Origin of the sequence: Ruminococcus sp. YE71 (assembly GCF_900119155.1) — a bacterium.
Lineage (GTDB): Bacteria > Bacillota > Clostridia > Oscillospirales > Ruminococcaceae > YE71.
Genome location: NZ_FPIR01000001.1, coordinates 372985 through 393568, shown reverse-complemented (window position 1 = coordinate 393568; position 20584 = coordinate 372985). Strand labels below are relative to the sequence as shown.

Annotated in this window: 19 protein-coding genes and 1 other RNA gene; 11 read left to right on the top strand and 9 right to left on the bottom strand. The window is 52.3% G+C overall.

Annotated features, from left to right (window positions below; genetic code table 11):
- Positions 1-252 precede the first annotated feature (252 nt).
- The 4 genes from BT142_RS01720 to BT142_RS01705 all read left to right on the top strand — a co-directional run bounded on the left by BT142_RS01720 (position 253) and on the right by BT142_RS01705 (position 4291).
- Positions 253-1173, top strand: a complete 921-nt coding sequence (locus BT142_RS01720) for a hypothetical protein (RefSeq protein ID WP_072416467.1) — start codon at positions 253-255, stop codon at positions 1171-1173.
- 24 nt (positions 1174-1197) lie between these two features.
- Complete coding sequence (locus BT142_RS01715) at positions 1198-2619, top strand: ABC transporter substrate-binding protein (protein WP_072416466.1); 1422 nt, start codon at positions 1198-1200, stop codon at positions 2617-2619.
- Between the two features lie 155 nt (positions 2620-2774).
- Positions 2775-3638, top strand: coding sequence for an NAD(P)-dependent oxidoreductase (locus BT142_RS01710; RefSeq protein ID WP_072416465.1), 864 nt, complete (start codon positions 2775-2777; stop codon positions 3636-3638).
- Positions 3639-3703: 65 nt separating this feature from the next.
- Positions 3704-4291, top strand: coding sequence for a dipicolinate synthase subunit B (locus BT142_RS01705; RefSeq protein ID WP_072416464.1), 588 nt, complete (start codon positions 3704-3706; stop codon positions 4289-4291).
- A gap of 49 nt (positions 4292-4340) precedes the next feature.
- Here the strand turns inward: BT142_RS01705 and BT142_RS01700 are convergent, their stop codons facing one another.
- The gene (locus tag BT142_RS01700; protein ID WP_072416463.1) at positions 4341-4592 is read right to left on the bottom strand and encodes a hypothetical protein; all 252 of its coding nucleotides are present in this window, start codon (positions 4590-4592) and stop codon (positions 4341-4343) included.
- 416 nt (positions 4593-5008) lie between these two features.
- On the opposite strand from BT142_RS01700, the gene smpB reads away from it, so the two are divergent.
- From smpB to ssrA, 4 genes are all read left to right on the top strand, one after another.
- Positions 5009-5482 (top strand): SsrA-binding protein SmpB, encoded by a 474-nt coding sequence (gene smpB, locus BT142_RS01695; protein ID WP_072416462.1) that lies wholly within the window; start codon positions 5009-5011, stop codon positions 5480-5482.
- On the top strand, positions 5479-6027 hold the full coding sequence (locus tag BT142_RS01690) for a hypothetical protein (protein ID WP_072416461.1): 549 nt from the start codon (positions 5479-5481) through the stop codon (positions 6025-6027). Before smpB ends, BT142_RS01690 begins: the two co-directional genes overlap by 4 nt.
- On the top strand, positions 6024-6530 hold the full coding sequence (locus BT142_RS01685; protein WP_072416460.1) for a hypothetical protein: 507 nt from the start codon (positions 6024-6026) through the stop codon (positions 6528-6530). Before BT142_RS01690 ends, BT142_RS01685 begins: the two co-directional genes overlap by 4 nt.
- 182 nt (positions 6531-6712) lie before the next feature.
- Positions 6713-7085: a transfer-messenger RNA gene (gene ssrA, locus BT142_RS01680) on the top strand.
- 1048 nt (positions 7086-8133) lie between these two features.
- Here ssrA and BT142_RS01670 read toward each other — a convergent pair.
- Positions 8134-9246, bottom strand: a complete 1113-nt coding sequence (locus BT142_RS01670) for a cohesin domain-containing protein (RefSeq protein WP_072416459.1) — start codon at positions 9244-9246, stop codon at positions 8134-8136.
- Between the two features lie 652 nt (positions 9247-9898).
- On the opposite strand from BT142_RS01670, the gene BT142_RS01665 reads away from it, so the two are divergent.
- Positions 9899-12277, top strand: a complete 2379-nt coding sequence (locus tag BT142_RS01665; RefSeq protein ID WP_072416458.1) for an amino acid permease — start codon at positions 9899-9901, stop codon at positions 12275-12277.
- Positions 12278-12342: 65 nt separating this feature from the next.
- Here the strand turns inward: BT142_RS01665 and BT142_RS01660 are convergent, their stop codons facing one another.
- From BT142_RS01660 to BT142_RS19490, 7 genes are all read right to left on the bottom strand, one after another.
- The gene (locus BT142_RS01660) at positions 12343-13200 is read right to left on the bottom strand and encodes a MetQ/NlpA family ABC transporter substrate-binding protein (protein WP_072416457.1); all 858 of its coding nucleotides are present in this window, start codon (positions 13198-13200) and stop codon (positions 12343-12345) included.
- Between the two features lie 68 nt (positions 13201-13268).
- Complete coding sequence (locus BT142_RS01655) at positions 13269-13979, bottom strand: methionine ABC transporter permease (RefSeq protein WP_072416456.1); 711 nt, start codon at positions 13977-13979, stop codon at positions 13269-13271.
- Positions 13976-14764, bottom strand: a complete 789-nt coding sequence (locus BT142_RS01650) for a methionine ABC transporter ATP-binding protein (RefSeq protein ID WP_072416455.1) — start codon at positions 14762-14764, stop codon at positions 13976-13978. Before BT142_RS01650 ends, BT142_RS01655 begins: the two co-directional genes overlap by 4 nt.
- Positions 14765-15177: 413 nt before the next feature.
- Complete coding sequence (locus BT142_RS01645) at positions 15178-15360, bottom strand: helix-turn-helix domain-containing protein (protein WP_072416454.1); 183 nt, start codon at positions 15358-15360, stop codon at positions 15178-15180.
- A 14-nt stretch (positions 15361-15374) separates the two neighbouring features.
- On the bottom strand, positions 15375-15767 hold the full coding sequence (locus tag BT142_RS01640; protein ID WP_072416496.1) for a pyridoxamine 5'-phosphate oxidase family protein: 393 nt from the start codon (positions 15765-15767) through the stop codon (positions 15375-15377).
- 5 nt (positions 15768-15772) lie between these two features.
- Positions 15773-16255: an HD-GYP domain-containing protein gene (locus tag BT142_RS01635; protein ID WP_072416453.1), complete on the bottom strand. Its 483-nt coding sequence runs from the start codon at positions 16253-16255 to the stop codon at positions 15773-15775.
- Positions 16153-17463: a hypothetical protein gene (locus BT142_RS19490; protein WP_072416452.1), complete on the bottom strand. Its 1311-nt coding sequence runs from the start codon at positions 17461-17463 to the stop codon at positions 16153-16155. The genes BT142_RS01635 and BT142_RS19490 overlap by 103 nt, the downstream gene beginning before the upstream one ends.
- 629 nt (positions 17464-18092) lie before the next feature.
- On the opposite strand from BT142_RS19490, the gene BT142_RS01625 reads away from it, so the two are divergent.
- Positions 18093-18833: a LytR/AlgR family response regulator transcription factor gene (locus BT142_RS01625; protein ID WP_072416451.1), complete on the top strand. Its 741-nt coding sequence runs from the start codon at positions 18093-18095 to the stop codon at positions 18831-18833.
- The gene (locus BT142_RS01620; RefSeq protein WP_072416450.1) at positions 18830-20158 is read left to right on the top strand and encodes an ATP-binding protein; all 1329 of its coding nucleotides are present in this window, start codon (positions 18830-18832) and stop codon (positions 20156-20158) included. Before BT142_RS01625 ends, BT142_RS01620 begins: the two co-directional genes overlap by 4 nt.
- Positions 20159-20584: the final 426 nt, after the last annotated feature.

The window sequence follows — 20584 nt, the reverse complement described above, 5'->3', positions numbered from 1 at the left end:
AAGTCATCACATTTCTGACACAAAAAGTAAACGTTTTCATGACAGAGGTGTGCAAAGGATAAATGTGTAAATAATTACCATAAAAAGTAAAATATTGTTTACAAAATATTTATAAAGTAGGTTATATGGATGATACTTATGTTAAGATTATGGTATATTTTTAGAAAGAAAAGAGATATAATAGTCACGATGAAGAAAAGGACAATCTTCTGAAATCCAAAAATTTTAAACAAGCTATAGGAGGAACCTATTATGAACATCAAAAAGCTTTTCGCAGTAATGTCTGCAACTGCACTTGCAGCATCTTGCTTCGCTATCACCGCTTCTGCGGCTACCAAGCTCACCGACGTTGTATACCCGACTGAGGACAACGCTGAGATCAACGACGCTTACTACAAGATCGGCGCACTCGGCTTCTTCATGAACGGCAACTGGGACGAGTGGTGCCAGAGCGAGTGGGCAGGTATTGCTGACGACGGCACTATCGACATGACTTATGAGATCAACAAGGTTCTCGCTGACAAGACTATCAGCGGCAAGGGCTCCCTCGGTATGATGGGCATCATGGTATGTAATCTGCCTGAGGAGAACTATCCGTATGAAGTTTCTGTACTTGAGGCTACTTTCACTAAGGATGACGGCACTGTTATCGAGCTTGAAACCGCTAAGGCTGTTACCGAGGCTACCAAGCACCCCGAGGGCAACTTCCGCATCATCCTTCGTCCTACTGACGACGTTGACGAGGCTTCCGGTGAGGTAAAGGTAAAGGCAGCTCCCGAGCTCGCAGGCATGGATCAGGAAGGCGGCTTCAACGGCGGTACTCTCCACATCAAGGTAGACTTCGGCAAGAAGGCAGCTGACGACAGCTCTTCTCAGACCGACAGCAGCTCGAACACCGATTCCAGCTCCACCACCGACTCCAGCTCGAAGACTGATTCCAGCTCAACTGCATCTTCTTCTTCGACTGCATCCACTGCTTCGACCACTTCCAAGGCAGGTACTTCCACCACTTCCAAGGCAGCTACCACAGGCGGTGCAGCAGGCGGCTCCACTTCTTCCGCAGCAACTTCTGACGCTACCGAGAGCTCCGGCACAGGCGCAGCAGCAGGCGTTGCACTCGCAGTAGGCGCACTTGCAGCTTCCGCTATCGTAGTAAGCAAGAAGAGACGCTGATAACTTTACAGGGGGAACTGATTGATGAAAGCAATTAAGAGAACTGCCGCAGCAGTACTTGCTGTGGTTATGTCCGTAGGTTTTGCGTCCTGCGGCAGCAAGTCGGGCGGAGACGGATCAAGCTCCTCGATGCCTGAAAAGAAGCTCGAAGCAGATCAGCAGGATGTTGTTGACAGCCTTGCAGAGGATATGGAAACAAGAACTCTTGAAAACTCCGAGATCAAGTGGTTCTCTTTCTACGACATCAATCCGACTGCTTCCGAAGATAAAGAGATCGGTGCCGACCTGGCACTTTTCCAGACAAAATACAACGGCAAGATCACTTACATCCAGACTACATGGGATACCAAGTTCGATGACCTCGCTGCAAAGCTGATGGCTAACGACTCTCCCGACTTTGTAGGCGCTGATGATATGGATATGTTCCCCCGCGGAGCTATCAAGAATATGATCCAGCCGCTTGACGATTATATCGATTTCGACTCTGCGCTGTGGGCTGATATGAAGTCCGCAAATGACCAGTTCGTATTCAAGGGCAGCCACTATGTTGCGGTTTCCCGCGTAGACCCCAGCTACATCTGGATCTACAACAAGAATGTTATCGCTGACAACGGTCTCGATGACCCCGCTGAGCTTTACGCTAAGGGCGAGTGGAACTGGGATACTATGAGCGCTATGTGCAAAGAATTCGTTGATGCTGACGCTGACAAGTGGGCTCTCGATGGCTGGTACTATGAGAACGCTCTGACCGAATCTTCGGGCAAGGCACTCATCGCTATGGAGAACGGCAATATCGTCAACAACATCGAGTCTCCCGAGATCGCTAAGGCTCAGAATATGATGTATGATCTCCAGAAGAACAACGTCGTATATCCTAAGCACGAGCGTGACTGGAAGGTGCGCGGAGACGTATTCGGTACAGGTATCGCTTCGGGTCTGACTCTGTTCTATCCGATCGGACTCTGGGCTATTGAGGACGCACCGTCCGTTACCGAACCTTACGGCGATCTGTCGGCAGGCGAAGTAATGTTCGTGCCTGTTCCCTGCGCAGCTGACAGCGATGCACAGTATGTACCTTCGAGGATCCACGGATTCTGCATCTGCAAGGGTGCTAAGAATCCTGAGGGTGTTGCAGCATGGATGGACTGCACAAGATATGCAGAGACCGATGCTGACGCACACGCTATAACCATCCAGCAGTATAAAGATAAGTACGGCTGGACTGATGAAATGCTCGAAATGCGCGAGGAGATCTACGCTAAGGCGGCAGCTCATCCCGTATTCGAGTTTGCGACCGGTGTTTCGCAGGATATTTCCAACATCACCGATGGCATCATAAAGAAGACCATGCACCCCGGCGACCCTGCCGGCTGGGCTCAGACCGTTGAGGAGAACAAGAACGCTCTTGATTACCTCATCGAAGAGGCTCAGAGCAAGATCGAATGATGCCGCTCTAAATATTTGAACTCTTCTGTATTGAGATTGTCCTAAAGGGTAAGCGCCGCACGGTTTTGTTCCGTGCGGCGTTTGCTTTGTATACGCAGTAACAAACCGCTGCCGTAACGCATAATATGTATCATTCCGAGAAAGGAGCACAGAACATGAACGATACCGTTACCGCTCTCGTGACAGGGCTCGACAGACGGATGTCCTACGCCGCCGAAGCACTGACGGCAAAGGCGAAGGTCTTTGGATACGGACTGTCCTTCACGCCCGAAAATGTGACCGCCGTTGGCTCTCCCGACGAGCTTTCGAGGTCGGCTGACCTTATACTGCTGCCGATGATGAACAGCTGCGGGAGCCGCATCCCCACCGAACTGGGGAAAGTCTCGCTGCGTGAGATCGCACTTGCGGCGAAACCCGAAGCCCTCGCGGCAGGCGGACTCATCCCCGATGCGGCAGTCGAAGAACTCGCATCGCTGGGATTGCGGACTGCCGACTATTTCCGAAGCGAGGAACTGCAAATCAAAAACGCCCTGCTCACCGCCGAGGGTGCGCTCTCGGTCATAGCCTCTCAGTCGGATGAAGTGATATGCGGCATGAGCATTCTCGTGACGGGCTGGGGCAGGGTCGCAAAAGCCTGCGCAAAGCTGTTCGCGGCGGTGGGGGCGAGGGTCACAGTGGCGGCGAGAAAACCCTCGGCGCTGGCGGAGGCGGGCTGTCTCAGGCTTGAGACCGTGCCGCTGACAGAACTCGCCGACCGTGCGGAGAAATACCGCGTCATCGTTAACACCGTGCCTGCTCCCGTCATTTCGGCAGAGGTCATACGCCGCACTCAGCGGAACTGCCTTATCGTTGACCTCGCGTCGAGACCCGGAGGCACGGACGCCACAGCCTGCGCAGTGTGCGGCAGGAATTTCGTTCATGCGCTGGCTCTTCCCGGAAAATACGCACCGAAGACCGCAGGCGGGATAGTCGCCGAAACGGTCATTGATATGTTCGAGAAATACCGCTCCGCACCGTGACCGCCCTCCGACGGCAGCCGCCGAGTGGGGGCACGTGCGCAGCGACCCCGAAAGGAGCGGCAGTAATGTCTCTTAAAGGAATCAAGATCGGCTTCGCCATGACGGGCTCTTACTGCACGTTTAAAAAGGCGTTCGCCGAAGCCGAGAAACTCGCAGCCGAGGGTGCCGAGCTGACCCCTGTGCTGTCCTGCAACGCCGCTGAGACCGACACACGCTTCGGCACGGCCGCCGACAACCTTGCCCGTATCGAGGGCATCTGCGGACGCGAGGCGATAAGGACGCTGACGGCTGCCGAGCCCATAGGTCCGAAGCAGCTGTTCGACCTGTACGTCATCTGTCCCTGCACGGCGACCACGATGGGCAGGCTCGCAAACGGCATCTACGACGACCCAGTGACGCTCGGCGCGAAGAGCCACCTGCGCGGCGGCAGACCCGTGCTGATAGCGCTCTCGACCAACGACGCGCTCTCAGGCAGCGCCAGGAGCATCGCAGAGCTGCTTGTCCGAAGGCACTTCTACTTCGTGCCCTTCGGTCAGGACGCTCCCGAAGCGAAGCCCTGCTCGCTGTCGGCGGATTTTCCGCAGCTGGGGGCGGCAGCCGAAGCCGCGCTGGCAGGAAAACAGCTCCAGCCGCTGCTCGTCACACCCCGATGAACCTCTCCGCGACCGTCCCGAACACAGCTGTCGGGGCGGTCGGGTCTCGTTACAGCAGAAACAGCATGAGGGCAGCCGCGGCGGACGCCACAGCCAGAGCACACGCCGCCCCGATCCACAGCCTGCTGACCCTGCGGCGGCTCTCACCGCTCAGCTGACCCGTGAACTGCTCGGCACTTCCGAGCAATTCGTCGTAGGGAAGCGTGCTGCTGCCCCTTCGCACAAATAACAGAGCTTTTTCAAAATGTTCGTTATCTGTACATTTTATCTCGATTATTTGTTTATTTATGCCTTTCAACATTTTTCGACACACTCCTGACTCTGGCCAATCGGCAAGATCGTTCCCATATTAAGGTAAAAAACGCCGCTTTTTCAACAAAAAGTTGAAAACTCGGAAGATTTCAACCCTGAAGGTCGATTTTCTGTTGAAAAACCTGTTGAAACTGTTAAAAACTTGCGTTATTTACTGAGTTTCTTCAACAGGGGTTTTTCAACAAAGTCCTTTAATTCGTACTTGAACGATTGAATTATTGGCATTTTATGGCGGATTAATCGGCAGGCGTGATTAATATTGTGTGAACAGATGTCTGTTTGCGTACAAAATTCGCGGGCAGAAACTTTGTGAACAATGTGTAAAATCAGCGGATGAAGCCTTGACAATCTCCGCGCGGGATGCTATAATATAATACTACCCAAGGACAGAAAGAGGTGAACACAATGTCCGAAAAGAAACAGGAGAACTTCAAGACCATCGCCGACAACCGAAAGGCGTACCACGAATATTTCGTCCTCGAAAAATTCGAGTGCGGCATCGAACTCTGCGGCACAGAGGTCAAGGGCATCCGCACGGGCAGCGTGAACCTCAAGGATGCATGGTGCGCCATCGAGGACGGCGAGTGCTGGGTCAAGGGTATGCACATCAGCCCCTACGAAAAGGGCAACATCTTCAACCGCGACCCGCGTCGTGAGCGCAGGCTGCTGCTCCACAAGGCGGAGATCAACCGCCTGTTCGGCAAAGTCCAGCAGGAGGGTCTGACGCTGATACCGCTGTCCCTCTATTTCAAGGGCAGCCGCGTGAAGCTGTGCATGGGGCTCTGCAAGGGTAAAAAGCTCTACGACAAGCGCGACGACATGGCGAAAAAGTCCGCTCAGCGCGATATCGACAGGGCGATGAAGGACTTCAACAGATGAGATGGTCAGTTATTCTGGCTGTGATATCTGCCGGTATTTTCGCATTGTCAGGGTGCAGTCAGACAGGGAGCAGGCTCGATTCCGAATGGCAGATGAGTGCAGCCGCTGCGGATTATCCTGTCACTTATTCTGACAGGCTTACCAATAAGCTCTCCGAGACGGAAGTCAGGCAGCTCACAGCAAGGGCTTTGAAGATCGCAGCTTGTGTTCAGGATGATGATAAAAGCGCAGCATTCGATGAGATGCGCTTCGATGAAGCGAGAGAAGAGTTCAACACCGAAATGAGCCGCAGCGAATACTGGGACATGATACGCGCTGAGGATTGGGTCACGGACTGTAAGATCAGCACCGAGCCTTCGGATATTATCAAGGCAGGTCAGGCGGACGCTGAATCGGCGGAGTATCCGGACAAGACCTTTGACATCGGTATCGACGTTAAATGCGACAAGGGAACGGCGTTTATTCTTTTCCACGCCTTTAAACTGAGCAGCGGCGAATATGCGATCGAGCTCGAAAGAGTTTATATATTTAGTTCAAGCGAATGAAAAACGCACTTAAAAGATCCGGCTGGACGTTTGCGATACTCATCGGCGCTCTTGTCATCACTACGGTGCTGATGCTTGTCGGGAACGGCGTTATCAACGCGGTCTTTTACCGACCGAACTGGCGGCGCATAGAGAAGGATATCGGCGTTAAGAAGGGCGAAACTTACCCGACCGAGTTCGTCGGGAACGGGTTTGAACCCGACCCCGAATGGGGCTTCACCGCGGAGGATATCCGCACGGCATGGCAGAACGGTGTCAGAGAGCTGTCGAAGGACGGCGAGCTTTACTTTCTTGAGGTGAAGTTCAACGCCCGCGATTACAACGACTTCGACCCCGAGAATGAGTACGGGCAGATCTGGTATATCTGCAAGATCTACGTCGGGTATGTCGAGCCTGGATTTCAGGGCTGGGCTGACAATTACAGCACGACCGATGCTTTCAGTTTCTGCATGGAAAAGGACGCGACCGGCGAATGGCAGATGGTCAATCACGGCTTCGCGTGAAAGGTCACAAGCCCGAACGGGCATGACATATAGCTCAAAACCAACGTGATGTGAGCAAATAAGCTCACAGTATCGGGGCAGTGAGCACAAACGAGGGTATCAGGCAAACCGCAAAAACGCGGTGCGATAGCCGCATACCCAAACAAAGTAAGCATGGCTCCGCCATGCGTAACGTGAATTAAGGGGGCGTAAAGGTTTCGACGGGGATCTTGAAGCATGATAAGCGAGTCGGGAAGCGAAAATCCCGTAAAAAGGCGCACGTTTTAAAATTAGACGACAACGATAATTTTGCTTTAGCTGCTGCTTAAGTCAGCGCTCGTCTTGCCCGTGAGTACCACGGCTCGGGTAAAGGCGTCGATCAGTGGTGAACGTCAGCGGACGATGGCTGTAGTCCGTTGATGTATGACAGCCTACCGACCTCCGCTGCGTGCTTGTTTGCGGCGTTGGGAGGGAATTGGCTTAGTTCGGAGACTGTGCCGAAATAACAAGCTACACTCGTAGAAATTCGTGGGGATGGGTTTTCGGACAGGGGTTCGACTCCCCTCGCCTCCACCATACGGAATAGCCCGTAATTGCCGCAAACCGCGTGATTACGGGCTTTTTTGCGTTTTTGGATGTGCGGCCAAAAGTGAACATTTGCGGTTTGAAATGCACTATAAACAGTCAAAAATGCACCAAAATCACATGAAATCACACAGAATCACACGGAAATAATGCCCGAAAACGGTGTAATGATGGGACTTTTTTAAACTGATTTGACGGCACCGTCACACGTTCATGTGGATGATGTGAGTAAACTATCGGTATCGTGCTGTGCATCTAAAAGAACGATGCGGTAGTGGAATACACGCTGCCCGAGGACAATAATCAGATCTTTGCTTCAAAGTACCTGACTTATCTTCCGACAGAGGATGAGCTGAAAAGGGAATTACGACTGGATGAGTTTGGATGGGTGGAGAAGTTTAAAATAAAAATATAGCGGAGAGTCATACTGATATAATCCCCTTAGAGTAGACACACGAAAAAACGAAAGTGTGGAAAATCTAAGGGGGTATTTTTATGCCAAGAAGAAGTAAGCTAACGGATGAAGAACGAATAGCAGCTGTGCAAGAGTACCTTGAAGGAAAAGGAAGTTATGCAGCAATATATTCTTTGCAAGCCTGCTCTCGTCAGCATGGTTGACGAGTATTTGTGGCAAAATAATGATCGCGGTCAAGCGGCTTGTTTTCGTCGTATAGCTCTATGTTTCGCGGTTCGTCCCATACCATGCAGCGCTCGTTATCATCAACAAGCCCGACAGAAATAAACTTGCGCCCGTCGCTTTCGGTAACGTGCTTGTATTCCTTGATACCCGTCTTATCGCTGAGGGGCTTAAATTATAGCGAATATCGAACAAAGAGTAAGGAATAATATTATTAGGGGCGTTTCTGTATTATTGCGTATTCTTTGTTCTTTATTATTTATTCTTTTGATTTCGGGCTTATCAAGGTTTTAGACGTGCAGCCGAAAGCGAAAATTTGCGGCTCAAAATACACATAAACAACAGCAGACCTGCCACGTACAGCGCGGCAGGTCTGCGAAATATTATAGGAAGAGTTGTTTGTCATCTGATAGTGATGGTGGTCGCGCTCTTGGCTATGGCCGATGTGTCCCAGTTGCCGTTTTTCTTGGCGATGACTGCCACCTTGTATGTGCCCAAGGGAACTCCGCTCTGGGAATAGGAAGTGGTCGAAGCGGAAACGCTCTTGAGGATCTTCCACTTGCCGCCCTTCTGATAGCCTACGGCATATCCCTGAGCGCCCGAAACGGCAGTCCAGCTGAGCTTGAAAGTGTTGCCCTGAACCTGAGAAGATACTTTTGGGTATGCAGGTGCGGCGTTGGGGGTCACGTAGATGGCTTTGGAAAAGTCTCTGGTGTTCCATCCGCCGTATACGTATGCGAGGACAGCTACCTTGTACTGATCGCCTGCGGTAAGACCCCTGACGGTGTAGGTGTTGGTGTTGCCTTCTGCGAGGGTCTTCCAGTTTCCGTTAAGGTAAGCCACTACAGCGTACTTCTGCGCTGTGGGAACGGAAGTCCAGCTGAGTTTCACGCTGCCGTCGCCGGGGGTGTAGCTGACAGTCGGGTTCTTGAGAGCGGGATTGTCGGTGACGTTTACCCTACCCGTGCCGTAGTTGAACTTGACTCTTGTGCGGGAAGCGTTGTAGATGTCGGCAGCGCTGCCCGAAAGGGTCAGGTTGTAGCTGCCTGGAGCAGCTTCGGGCTTGACTTTGAAGCTGATGGTCGCGATAGTGCCGTTTGAGGTGTTATTGCCCTTGGAATTATCGTTCCAGTAGAAAGCGAACGGATCGGAATTCAGCGAGCCGCATGACGCGTTCTTGAACGCTCCGGGAGTGATGCCCGTGATCTCGATAGCGTTTGAATCGTAGTCGAGTAAGAACTTCCATGACACAAGACCGGGGTTGCTGTCCATGCTGACAGTAATAGAACCTGTTTCGCCTGCCTTGACGGTAGTGGTCGAGACCCTGACGCTCGGTGTCACGGTAGTTGAGCTTGAGCCCGAAGTATCATCGTGCCATCCGCCCTGAGTATCAAAAGCAGCTGTTTCAGCCATGGGTGCAGGCGAATTTGCGGCATTTGCCTGAAGCACCGCCATGCTCGAGAGGATGACTACGGAAGCAGCACAGAATGCGAGCGTTTTTCTGAATTGATTCATGATCTACCTATCCTTTCGCAATAAAACAACTCCCTTTTTACAAAAGTGTTCCTGCATATGGATCAGAGTTTGCGCTGTTGCCTGTGGGTTTTACCGGGGGAAACCCGCCTTAGCTTCGCACGTCCGCCTTAGCTTCGCACGTCCGCCTTAGCTACGCACGTCCGCCTTAGCTTCGCACGTCCGCCTTAGCTTCGCACGTCCGCCTTAGCTTCGCACGTCCGCCTTAGCTTCGCACGTCCGCCTTAGCTTCGCACGGCTAGAAGAAAGGTTTCCCCAAATAGCACTCACAGTCAGCACTACTTTGTTTTATTAGCAACACGAAAGTAAAATGGGGCTAAAACAAACAAAAAAATGTATCCGAGGCAGCGCGTATGCGGTTGACCTTTGTCAAGTGTTGCCTCGGTACAGATTAATTCTAACACAACTCCCCTGTGATGTCAATACAAAAACGGACAAATTGTAGATTTGAACGGTTATCGAGCGGAAATAAAAACCGATGCTGTGATATTTGTAAAAGACCCGTTTCCCGCGTCGGCTGGACAGGGCTGAAACACTTGAAATCACAAGGGAAATGTGGTATAATATATACGGATTTCTTCAAATATTTAAAGGTCGGCACAGACTGCCGCCCATATGAAAGAAGGTCTGGAAAATGTCAGCTTCGGAGAGAAAGGTCAATGAGCCCGAGAAATTCATGACGCCTGTCATGGCGGCCGCATTCGCCGTCGGGACAAGCGTGGGCTGGGGCTCCCTCGTCGTCACAAGCAACACCTACCTCAGACAGGCAGGGCCGCTGGGGAGCACCCTCGGTCTGCTCATCGGCGCCGCCATAATGCTGCTCGTCTGCCGCAATTATCACTATGTTGCGAACAAATACCCCGACAGCTCGGGGATATTCTCATACACGAAAAACATTTTCGGGTACGACCGTGCGTTTCTCATATCATGGTTCGTTTTTCTGCTGTACATATCCATATTCTGGGCGAACGCCACGGCTGTTCCGCTGTTCGCAAGGTACATCTTCGGGGACTTTTTCTGTTTCGGGCATCTGTACACCATTTTCGGGTACGATGTCTGCCTCGGGGAGATGTTTCTGACGGTGGCGGTGATATGGCTGACCGCCCTGTTCCTGATGAGGAGCAGGAAGCTGTCAGCGGTGCTGATGGTCGTGCTGGCGGCGGTATTTCTCATCGGCATAACCGTCTGCTTTGCGGCGGCAGCGGTGAAGCATCCCGACCTGTCCTCGGGCATGAGACCGCTGTTCATCCCCGACAGCAAGCCTTTCGGGCAGGTGATGAAGATAGCCTTCATATCCCCCTGGGCGTTCATCGGGTTTGAGAGCATCACCCATTCCTCGAAGGAGTTCGGCTTCCCGAAGAAAAAGCTGTTCGGGATACTGTCGGTGTCGGTCATCATCACGACGCTGATGTACATATTCGTCACGCTCCTTTCGGTGACGGCGTATCCTTCGGAGTACGAAAACTGGCTCGGCTATATCAGCGACCTCGGCAGTCTGAACGGTATCGAGGCTCTGCCCGCATTCTACGCCGCGGAGCATTACCTCGGGGACGCGGGGCTGATACTGCTGTTCGTTTCGCTGTTCGCGCTCATCGTCACGAGCCTTATCGCAAACACATGGGCGCTTAGCAGGCTCATGTACGCCGTCGGCAGACACTCGGTCATATCCGAAAAGTACGCCGAACTCAACAGCAGGGGCATCCCCTCGAAAGCGATAGTGTCGGTGGCGGTCATGTCGTCCTTCGTGCCGTTTCTCGGGCGGTCGGCTATCGGCTGGATAGTCGATGTGACCACGATAATCGCGACCTTCCTCTACGGTTTCATCTCGGCGGCGGCGATGAAGTGCGCAAAGGCGAACCGCGACAGAAGGGAATACTTCACGGGGCTCACTGTGCTTGCGGTCATGATAGTCTTCGGGGCTGTGCTGATAACCCCGGGGCTCGGCACGGGCACGCTTGAAACGGAGACATATCTGCTGTTCATACTCTGGTCGGTGTTCGGGCTGATATTCTTCCACAGGGTCATCGCGAAGGACCATGCGCGGCATTTCGGACGTGCGATAGTCGTGTGGGTGGCGCTCATCTCGCTGATAATCTACCTTGGCATCATCTGGATGAACAAGATAGAGAGCGACGCTACCCGTCAGGTCATCGCCGCGCTTCGGGACTACCATGCAGGCACCGCTTCCCCTGACATTCTCGCCATGAGCGAGGACGAATATATCGAACTGCTCGACCGTGAGCTGAAGACCACGAGCCTTATCAGCATACTCAGCGTGCTCGGGCTGTTCGCGGTGGCTGTGGGCGGTTTCGTCAGCAACTACTTCTTCATGAAGAAGTACGAGACTCGTCTTGAAAATGAGGTGGCGGCGAAGGCGGAGCACATCATCGGGATGCAGAACGACCTTGTGGTGGGCATGGCGACCATGGTCGAGAGCCGCGATAATTCCACGGGCGGTCACATCCGAAGGACAAGCGACCTCGTGCGGATGCTTGTGGACGAGATGAAGAAGGACGGCGGCTTTTCGCAGAGCGACGAGTTCTATGAGAACGTCATAAAAGCCGCCCCGATGCACGACCTCGGAAAGATAGCCGTTGACGACGTTATCCTGCGCAAGCCGGGAAGGTTCACCCCCGAGGAATTTGAGGTGATGAAGACCCACGCCGCGGAGGGCGCACGCATCGTCGGGGAGATACTCCGCAACACCGACGACGTTGAGTTCAGACGCATCGCGGAGAATATGGCGCACTATCATCACGAGCGCGTTGACGGTTCGGGCTATCCCGAAAAGCTCAGAGACGAGGAGATACCGCTGGAAGCGAGGATAATGGCTGTGGCGGACGTTTACGACGCCCTCGTTTCAAAGCGCGTGTACAAGGAAAGGATGTCCTTCGAGAAAGCCGACAGCATCATCCTTGAGGGGATGGGTACCCAGTTCGACAGCAGGCTTGAGGAATGCTACAAAAAAGCCCGCCCGAGGTTTGAGGAATACTATTCTTCCGATACGGAATGAGCCCGAAATAAAAGGAGCTGCCTTGCGGCAGCCCCGAAAGGAGATTATTATGGCTTTGAAGTGTATCAGCCTGAAACTTTGGTCACGGGGATAACTGCGCCGTTGTACTTTTCGAGAATGAACTTTGCGGTGTCCTCGGACTGGAGTACCTCGACGAGAGCTTTAAGACCGGGGTCGTTTGCCTTGTCGGGGGTGGTCACGATGATGTTTGCGTAGGGGGAATCCTCACCCTCGCGGAACAGGAACTTGGTGGCGTCAAGACCTGCCTCGATGACCTTGTTGGTGTTGTTGATGTAAACGTCGAACTCGCTGATGTGAGCGTTGATCTGGTAGCTGTCCAGCTCGGTGATCTCGATGGGCTTCACGAATTCGGTGATGTCAGCGACGGAAGCGCGGGCGTTCTCGGTCTCGCCGAGCTTTATCCAGCCCTGCTGTTCGAGGATGCGGAGCGCTCTGTACTCGTTGGTGGCGTCGTCGGGGATGACGATGGTCGCACCGTCGGGGACTTCGTCGGCAGAGGTGTACTTCTCGGAGTACGCCGCGATAGGTTCGACGTGGATGTTGCCGATGTTCACGAGGTCGCCGTTGTTGATCTCGTTCCACTCGATGAGGTAGGGCTCATGCTGCATGAAGTTGAAGTCCACCTCGCCGTTCTCGGTCTTTTCGTTCCATGTGGCGTCGGAAGCGGTGCTGACGATATCCACGGTGTAGCCCTTCTTGTTCAGCTCGGGCTCCACGTATTCGAGTATCTCGCTGTGGGGGGTAAGGTCTGCAAGACCCTTGATGACTGTGAGCTCCTTGCCGTCGGCGGTCTGCTTTACCTCAGCCTCCGAGCTGCTGCTGTCCGACTTGCCGCAGCCTGCGAATACCGTTGCTGCCAGAGCTCCTGCTAAAAATGCTGCTAAGATCCTTCTTGTTTTCATGATGATTTCCTCCTTGAAATTTTTTCCTTTTCATATGGTTTGTGTTGACTTGGATAAGTTTGGTCTGCTCAGATAAGATGTCTCTTCCTGAGTATCAGATTCGAGAACAGGTCGCCGAATATCTGCGCTATCTCCACCATGACTATCAGTACCAGTACCGACGCTATCAGCATATCGTGGTAGAAACGGTTGAACCCGAACCTCACCGCTATGTCCCCGATGCCGCCTGCACCGAAGCTGCCCGCCAGCGCCGTCATCGAGATTATGCCGATGAGCGCCACTGTGAAACCGCGGATTATCGAGGGTATCGCTTCGGGGAGCATGATGCGGAAAACTATCGCCGCGGAGCTTGACCCCATCGCCTTCGCCGCTTCGATCTTGCCCTTCGGTATCTCAACGATGGCACCCTGAACGAGCCTTGCGTACATCGGAATGCAGCTCGCCGCCAGAGCGATGATACAGGCGTTCACGCCGTAGCTCTGTCCCAGAAGCATTCGTGCCAGCGGCAGCGTTACGATTATCATTATCATCTGCGGCAGTGAGCGCAGACAGTTGACGATGGTGCTTGCCGTTTCGTTCAGCACGGGTATGGGTCGGACGCCATCTTTCGAGATGACCGACAGCCCGATGCCAAGCAGTACGCCCAGCACCAGCGTGATGACCGCGCTGAGCACCACCATGTAAAGGGTGTCCCAGACCGCAGGCCACAGGGTGTCCCACACCTCCTTGCTGAAAGCGTGCTTCACAACATCCCAGAACGGGTATTTCAGAAAACTCATATTCCCTCACCTCCCGCGAACGTGCTCTTGTGCCTGAATTCCTTGTATACTTCCAGGAAGATCTTTCCCGTACTGCTTTTCGGGTCGAGGAAGATGTCCTGTGTTGTGCCGCTTTCGATCATCCTGCCGTTTTCCAGCACCGCGACCTTGCCGCAGATGCGTTTTGCGGCTTCAAGCTCGTGGGTTATCATGATGATTGTAACACCCAGCTCGTCGTTTATCTGCTCCAGCAGGTCGAGTATCGCCAGCGTCGAAACGGGGTCGAGAGCGCTGGTGGCTTCGTCCGAGAGGAGAACATCGGGGTCGTTCGCAAGCGCCCTTGCGATGCCGACGCGCTGTTTCTGACCGCCCGAGAGCGACCCGGGGTAAGCGTCCTTCTTGTCCGAGAGCCCCACAAGCTCAAGCAGCTTGCTGACCTTTTCCTCGATCTCCTTCTTCGGAGTTTTCACGAGGGTCAGCGGATAAGCTATGTTCTGATAGACCGTCATCGAATCGAACAGATTGAACTGCTGGAATATCATGCCGATCTTTCGTCTGCGCTCGGTGAGCTGTTTCTTGTTCAGCGCGGTGATCTCGGTATCTCCGATCCACACCTTGCCGCTGTCGGGTTCTTCGAGGCGGTTGATGCAGCGGACCAGCGTTGACTTGCCCGCCCCCGAAAAACCTACTATTCCGTATATTTCACCTTTATTTATCTCAAGGTCGATACCCCTGAGGACTTCGATCTTTTCTTTTTTATTCTTAAAGGTCTTGTGAAGGTCCTCTATCCTTATATACGCTCCCATATTCTTTCCCTCATATTTTCTTCGCCGTATAAAAACTTTTTATCGGTTTGCTTTCTTTGCTCAAATATATTTATACCACATGATCTCCGCCCCGTCAATCGGTTACTTAGATAACGTTGTCACGTTCATCTTTTCTTACAATATCTGTTCCCGATTTTTAAAACTAACTTTAAAATAAAGACCGATGTCATGCGAAAATAATTACATGACATCGGCTTTGTTTTGAACAAAAAATTACCTGCGCTGAAAACGTGATAACGTTATCCGAGAAAACCATGCCGTATTTTCAGAATTTGCCAAGACAACACAGCTCGCGCTCTGAGCCGAAAAATCCATTACGAGACAACGTTATCACATACACGCAAAGATAAGATCCCCGACAGCCGCGCAGACCGTCGGGGATCGTTGATGTATCACTTTTCGGCTGGCTCCCACTTGCATCTCACGGGAGACACGATAGAACCGTCCTTTTTCATGGCCGTCATGGCCTTGTCAACGGCCTTGCGGTCAAGACCTGTCAGCTCGGCGATCTTGCCTGCGTTGAGCGGTTCGCCTGCTTTTTTCATTGCGTCTAAGATCTGTTCCTTTTCTGTCATTGTGATGACCTCCTTCAGAAGCTGATAGTCTCGGGGGCTTCGGTGAACGAACTGAACACGGCAGTCGCGTTTTTGAAATACAACACCTGAGTATTGTCGTCGTCCGCGCTGTACATTGCCTTCAGCGCAGGCATCTTTTCAAGCATTGCTTCCTTGACCGCTCTGTCGTCGTCGTTCACGAGCTCGCCTGCTATGCGGAGCCACTTTCCGTCCTTGAAAGCACATACCTCGACCTTGGGGTTAGCCGCTATCTGCTTTGAAACATCCTTGACCTTTCCCGTCTGGATGTAGAGCTTTCCGCCGTACAGAAGTGCCGTCCCGAAAGGTCTTACCCTCGGCTGGTCGCCCTCGGCAGTCGCAAGATAGTAGGTCTGTGCTTCGTCAAGAAACTGATAAACTTTTTCAATGCCGCTCATGATATGTACCTCCAAAAAATGTTTTCACAGCAGTGCTGTGTGGATATATTATAGCATATAATTCTCCGACAGTCAATATCCTTGCCGAATATCAAGTGTCCTGTCCGCTGCTCTCGCGCATGGAGTAGGCGGTGTCCTCCGCCGAACCTTTCATGGTGCCATCTCGCGCCCATCGAAAGCTCGGGCTTTTCGCTGATGTTGTCGAGGATGATGCCGCCCATTGTGGGATGCTTTTTAATGATGTCGTACTCTTCGGGTGTGAGCTTGCCGGGCTTGTTGATGATGGCGTCGGGGATGCCTGTCTTTCCGATGTCGTGCAGGAGCCCCATCATGTAGATGTCGTTGAGCTCCGTTTCATCGTAGCCGTACCGCCGCGCTATCTCACGCGAATACTCCGCCACGCGGCTCGAATGACCCTTGGTGTAGGTGTCCTTTGCGTCGATGGTGCCTGCAAGCGTCTGAACGATATGTATGAGCATCTGCTCGTTCTCCCTGATCTTGCTGTTGACCTGATCGACCAGGTGCCGCTTCTCCTTTCGGATGTCATCACCTGCTGGAACATGACGAGTATCAGCAGGCATAGCAGGCCTGCGAGTATCGGTATCTCACTGTTGAGCTCAAACACCAGAAGCATCACGATCTCGGTTATGGACAGCACCATGAACAGCGCAAAGCCGAGCGCCGTGTAGGGATACTCCCTGGTATGCCCTTTCCTGATGTCGATGATGAGCGTCACAAGCACGCTCACTATCACAAGCCCCAGGATCAGATCCATGTAGATGAGCGAGGTCTGGAAGGACTGTATGCCCGAAAAATGCAGCACCGTCCACAGCACGAAGCTCGTCAGCGACAGCATGAAAAGCGCCGAATAACACCTGATATATCTCTGTTTCTGGATGGCGTTGATGTAGATGAGCAGTGCGAAGGGCATCAGCATACAGAACATGAACCCCATGATGCCGTCGGCGAAATAGATGCCCGTGATGAGCGGCGTGAACTGCGACACGGACAACAGCCACAGCGCCACGTCCGCGACCCCGAGGGCGGCGTACAGCATATCTATAGGTTGTCGGTACCAGAACCGCATCACGAGTCCGATGAAGAGCACCGGCAGTGCCGCCACCAGCAGTACTACCGACATGACGAAGGACAGCCCGTACCTCTCCGCCATGTAATTGTTCATCCCGTGGTTCGTGGTCACGAATGTCTCGGAGACGACTGCGGGATGCCAGTCTGTTCTGTATCTTATCATTTTCAGCTCCGCGCCCGCGTCCGAGTGTTTGAGGGGCACGGTCATGTAGAAGTCTTTCAGCGAACCGCCCGGGATATTCACGTCCCTCGACCGCTTGAATTCCTTGCGCAGGGAGCCGTTGATATAGACGCTCACATCGCTCCTGTTTGAAAAGCACAGGATGCTCCCGTTCGAGATATTGTCGGGCAGCACCGCGGTGATGACGAAATCTTCCGTCAGCGCCCGCTCGTCCTCGTATGTCCTGCCTGCCTTGAAGCTGTTCCCCGAAGCGTCGGTGACAGTCCAGCTCTCGATGTACTCTATCGCGTCGGCGTTTTTGTCGGACAGCCGCCCGACACGCTTCGTCAGATACCCGCCGACAAGCAGACTGACTATGAACACTGTAAAGAACAGTATCTTAAAGACCTGCTCACACTCACGCTTTTTTGCCAGCAAAGTTCTCAACTTCTTCCCCCGAATGCTCTCAGTCCTGCCGTCCCACTGCGAATGTCACATAATATACACAAATTATTATTACAAGTATACCATTTTATTCCGCTTTTGTCAATCCGATGCCTTGGATATTTTTACTGCGCGAGGTTTTTTCTTGGGGGAGACCCTTTTGAAAAAGGGTCTTCCCCCAAACCCCCTCACTAAAACTTTTAATACTTTTTGGCTTTTGGGTGATTCTTTCTTAGTTTGTGCAGGTCGGGGAATTTGTAGTTCTTCTCTTCAATAGTCCGCCCTTGCCAAAAAGACGTTCAAGAGAGGTTTACGCCTCATTTGCGTGATTTTTCGGATGGTCTCTTTTGAAATGTCAAGGGACTATATTCCCGTCCACAACAAACGAACAACATATTAAAAGTCTTTGGAAAGGGGGCCGCCTTAGCTTCGCACGGCAAGGGGAGAACCTTTCTTCAGAAAGGTTTCCCCCAGTTGCTTTCCCCCAGTGAATTACAGCACCCACGGCGTGAGAGGTGGTTTTTTTTCGTGAGTTGCAGGGGAAGGTCATTGTATTTTTCTCAAAAGTGTGATATAATGGTATTTATACTGATATGGTGTCAAAACGATGAGGAGGAATGTGAATGGAATTATCCGCAGCGATAATAGACGACCTTGCTGACGACCGCAAACTTATTGCGGATCATATAAACAGATTTTTTTCGGAGACCGAGCGGTTCAGCTGTCGTGTGACGGAATTCGCGAGTGCCGAGAGTTTTCTGAAAGCGTACCGAAAGGGCGAGTTCGATATCATCTATCTTGACATCTGCATGGGCGAGATGAACGGCATACAGCTTGCCGAGCGGCTGCGCATGGGGGATGACCGCATCAACATCATCTTCATGTCCACCACCCGTGAGTTCGTGTTCAAGACCTTTGCTTCGGCGCCCAAGGGATACCTCTGCAAGCCGTACAGCTACGAGGACTTTGCGGAAGTGACCAACAGGACTATAAAAGTCTACACCGAAAAGGAGCGTTTCATAAAGATAACGCTTCCTCACAACGTGCTGACCGTCCCGATAACCGAGATAGTCTCGGTCATGTCGAACAACCACAACACCGAGATAAAGCTGCTGACGGGACAGGTTATCCGAAGCAATATGCTTTTCAAGGACCTTGAGGACGCGCTTTCGGGGGAAGAACGTTTTCTGCTGCCCATCCGCGGAGTCCTGATAAACATGGACTATGCCGTGAAGATAAGCAACAACAATATCATCATGCAGGACGGTTCGAGCAGTCCCATCCGACAGCGTGGCAGCAAGGAGATCACTTCAAGATTCACGAAATATCTTGTCGAGCGAATGCGAAGGAGACCTGATATATGAATCCCGACATCATCATCCGCTACGCCATCGAGCTTGCAATGATAGTGCCTGCCGCGGCGTATGCGATAATGCCCGTATACCATGCCCGACGGGTAAAAAAGCCGCTGCTGTTCGGGCTGCTCGCGGTCTCTCTGGGGCTATTCATCGCGGGCGGTGCTGTGGTATGTTCGATATTCATGCTGCCGTCGAACGCGGTCTTATTTCCCTGCATGGTGTTGTTTTACATCGCATACTACCTGTGTTTTGACTATTCTCACGCGAAGAAGATATTCTGTTTTGCGAACTCGGTGATGATATGCGGTTTTGCGTCCACCTATTCAACATTCCTGACAGCCCCGATGGAGCTTGACAACGACCAGACCGTGCTGTACAGGAGCACGGCGCTGATACGGCTGGGGGTAAGTGTGCTGATAGGTGCGATGTACACCCGTGCGCTCCTTGTAAAGTTCCCCGAGCTGTTCGAGAACGAAACGCTTGACTCGACGTGGAAAGTGCTGATGGCGGCGCCGATAACGGCTGCGGCGGCTATGATATGGATAAATCCGCAGAGTGCCTCGAACGTAATGACGGGAAGGCTGCGACCTATATGTCTTGTAGTACTGTTATCGCTGCCGTTCACGTCGTTATTTCTCTACCACATCCTATGGTGGCTTGCGAGGAAGATGACGGACACAGCGGATCTTCGTCAGCGGTATGACCTATTGAAGATGGAGGAGAAGCAGTTCATCAAGACGCAGCAATATCTGCGGGAGACGAGTGAGCTGAGGCATGATTTCAGGCAGCATCTGCTCATCATCGAAGATATGCTGAACAGGAACGAGATAGAGAATCTGAAGAAGTACATAGCGCCGATAGTAAGGACAGCGAACAATCCGAACCGAACGTTATGTGCGAACCGCATAGTTGATGCGATAGCGAGGCATTATGACGAGATCGCGAAGGAGAGTGGAGTAGCGATAACGTGGTCGCTGGATCTTCCCGAGAAGTTAGGATTCAGGGAGAGTGATATGTGTGCGGTATTAGGCAATCTATTAGAGAATGCGATAAATGCCGCGTCGAAGCTTGAGGGTGACGATCGACTGGTGAACATCAAAGTCGGGATGTTATTATATGAGACGTTAGTGATCTCGATATTCAATCCGTACAGAGGCGGGATAATGTTAGACAAGAACGGGTTGCCTGTAACGACGAAAGCGGATCATGGGATAGGGTTAAGATCGGTAGCGAGTATAGTAGACAGGTATAATGGTTCGATGGAGATAGAGACGCACGAGCACATATTCAACGTAAGCATCCTGATGTACAGACCCACGGAAGAAGAATAAAAACAAAAAAGATCCAACAAACGACCCGTCCTCGCCAGAGACTAAAAAGTTTAGGAGGGGGTCTGGGGGAGACCCTTTTCAAAGGGTCCCTCCCAGCAGGGGCTCGGGGACGGCGTCCCCGCCCTGGGAATAAGGCTTTGAAGCCAAAGCGCACAAACGCCCCGACCGAAAATAAAATCGGCATTTCCCGAAAACCCGAGGAAAAGAACTCCGCATGAAAGCGTAGCTCAAACAAATCCTCGAAGCGTGAAATGCCGATTTTATTTTGCCAAAAGAGCGAAGCGACTTTTGGCAAAGCCCCAAAAATCGCGCCAGCGATTTCTACAGCCCAGCGCAAAAATATGTAGTCCTCGCGCCGTTTTGTCGCACCTTCGGCGCGATGGGGTGTTTCACTCGAATCGCTTGCGCTCTCTCGCAAAAATAAAA

Bases quoted from the DNA above. Each gene is read 5' to 3' on its own strand.
- BT142_RS01625 (WP_072416451.1), top strand. From the start codon at position 18,093: ATGGAATTATCCGCAGCGATAATAGACGACCTTGCTGACGACCGCAAA.
- BT142_RS01670 (WP_072416459.1), bottom strand. From the start codon at position 9,246: ATGAATCAATTCAGAAAAACGCTCGCATTCTGTGCTGCTTCCGTAGTC.
- BT142_RS01635 (WP_072416453.1), bottom strand. From the start codon at position 16,255: ATGCTCATACATATCGTTCAGACGCTTGCAGGCACCATCGACGCAAAG.
- BT142_RS01655 (WP_072416456.1), bottom strand. From the start codon at position 13,979: ATGAGTTTTCTGAAATACCCGTTCTGGGATGTTGTGAAGCACGCTTTC.
- BT142_RS01685 (WP_072416460.1), top strand. From the start codon at position 6,024: ATGAAAAACGCACTTAAAAGATCCGGCTGGACGTTTGCGATACTCATC.
- BT142_RS01660 (WP_072416457.1), bottom strand. From the start codon at position 13,200: ATGAAAACAAGAAGGATCTTAGCAGCATTTTTAGCAGGAGCTCTGGCA.
- BT142_RS01700 (WP_072416463.1), bottom strand. From the start codon at position 4,592: ATGTTGAAAGGCATAAATAAACAAATAATCGAGATAAAATGTACAGAT.
- BT142_RS01650 (WP_072416455.1), bottom strand. From the start codon at position 14,764: ATGGGAGCGTATATAAGGATAGAGGACCTTCACAAGACCTTTAAGAAT.
- BT142_RS01705 (WP_072416464.1), top strand. From the start codon at position 3,704: ATGTCTCTTAAAGGAATCAAGATCGGCTTCGCCATGACGGGCTCTTAC.
- BT142_RS01690 (WP_072416461.1), top strand. From the start codon at position 5,479: ATGAGATGGTCAGTTATTCTGGCTGTGATATCTGCCGGTATTTTCGCA.
- BT142_RS01710 (WP_072416465.1), top strand. From the start codon at position 2,775: ATGAACGATACCGTTACCGCTCTCGTGACAGGGCTCGACAGACGGATG.
- BT142_RS01715 (WP_072416466.1), top strand. From the start codon at position 1,198: ATGAAAGCAATTAAGAGAACTGCCGCAGCAGTACTTGCTGTGGTTATG.
- BT142_RS01620 (WP_072416450.1), top strand. From the start codon at position 18,830: ATGAATCCCGACATCATCATCCGCTACGCCATCGAGCTTGCAATGATA.
- BT142_RS01720 (WP_072416467.1), top strand. From the start codon at position 253: ATGAACATCAAAAAGCTTTTCGCAGTAATGTCTGCAACTGCACTTGCA.
- smpB (WP_072416462.1), top strand. From the start codon at position 5,009: ATGTCCGAAAAGAAACAGGAGAACTTCAAGACCATCGCCGACAACCGA.
- BT142_RS01645 (WP_072416454.1), bottom strand. From the start codon at position 15,360: ATGACAGAAAAGGAACAGATCTTAGACGCAATGAAAAAAGCAGGCGAA.
- BT142_RS01665 (WP_072416458.1), top strand. From the start codon at position 9,899: ATGTCAGCTTCGGAGAGAAAGGTCAATGAGCCCGAGAAATTCATGACG.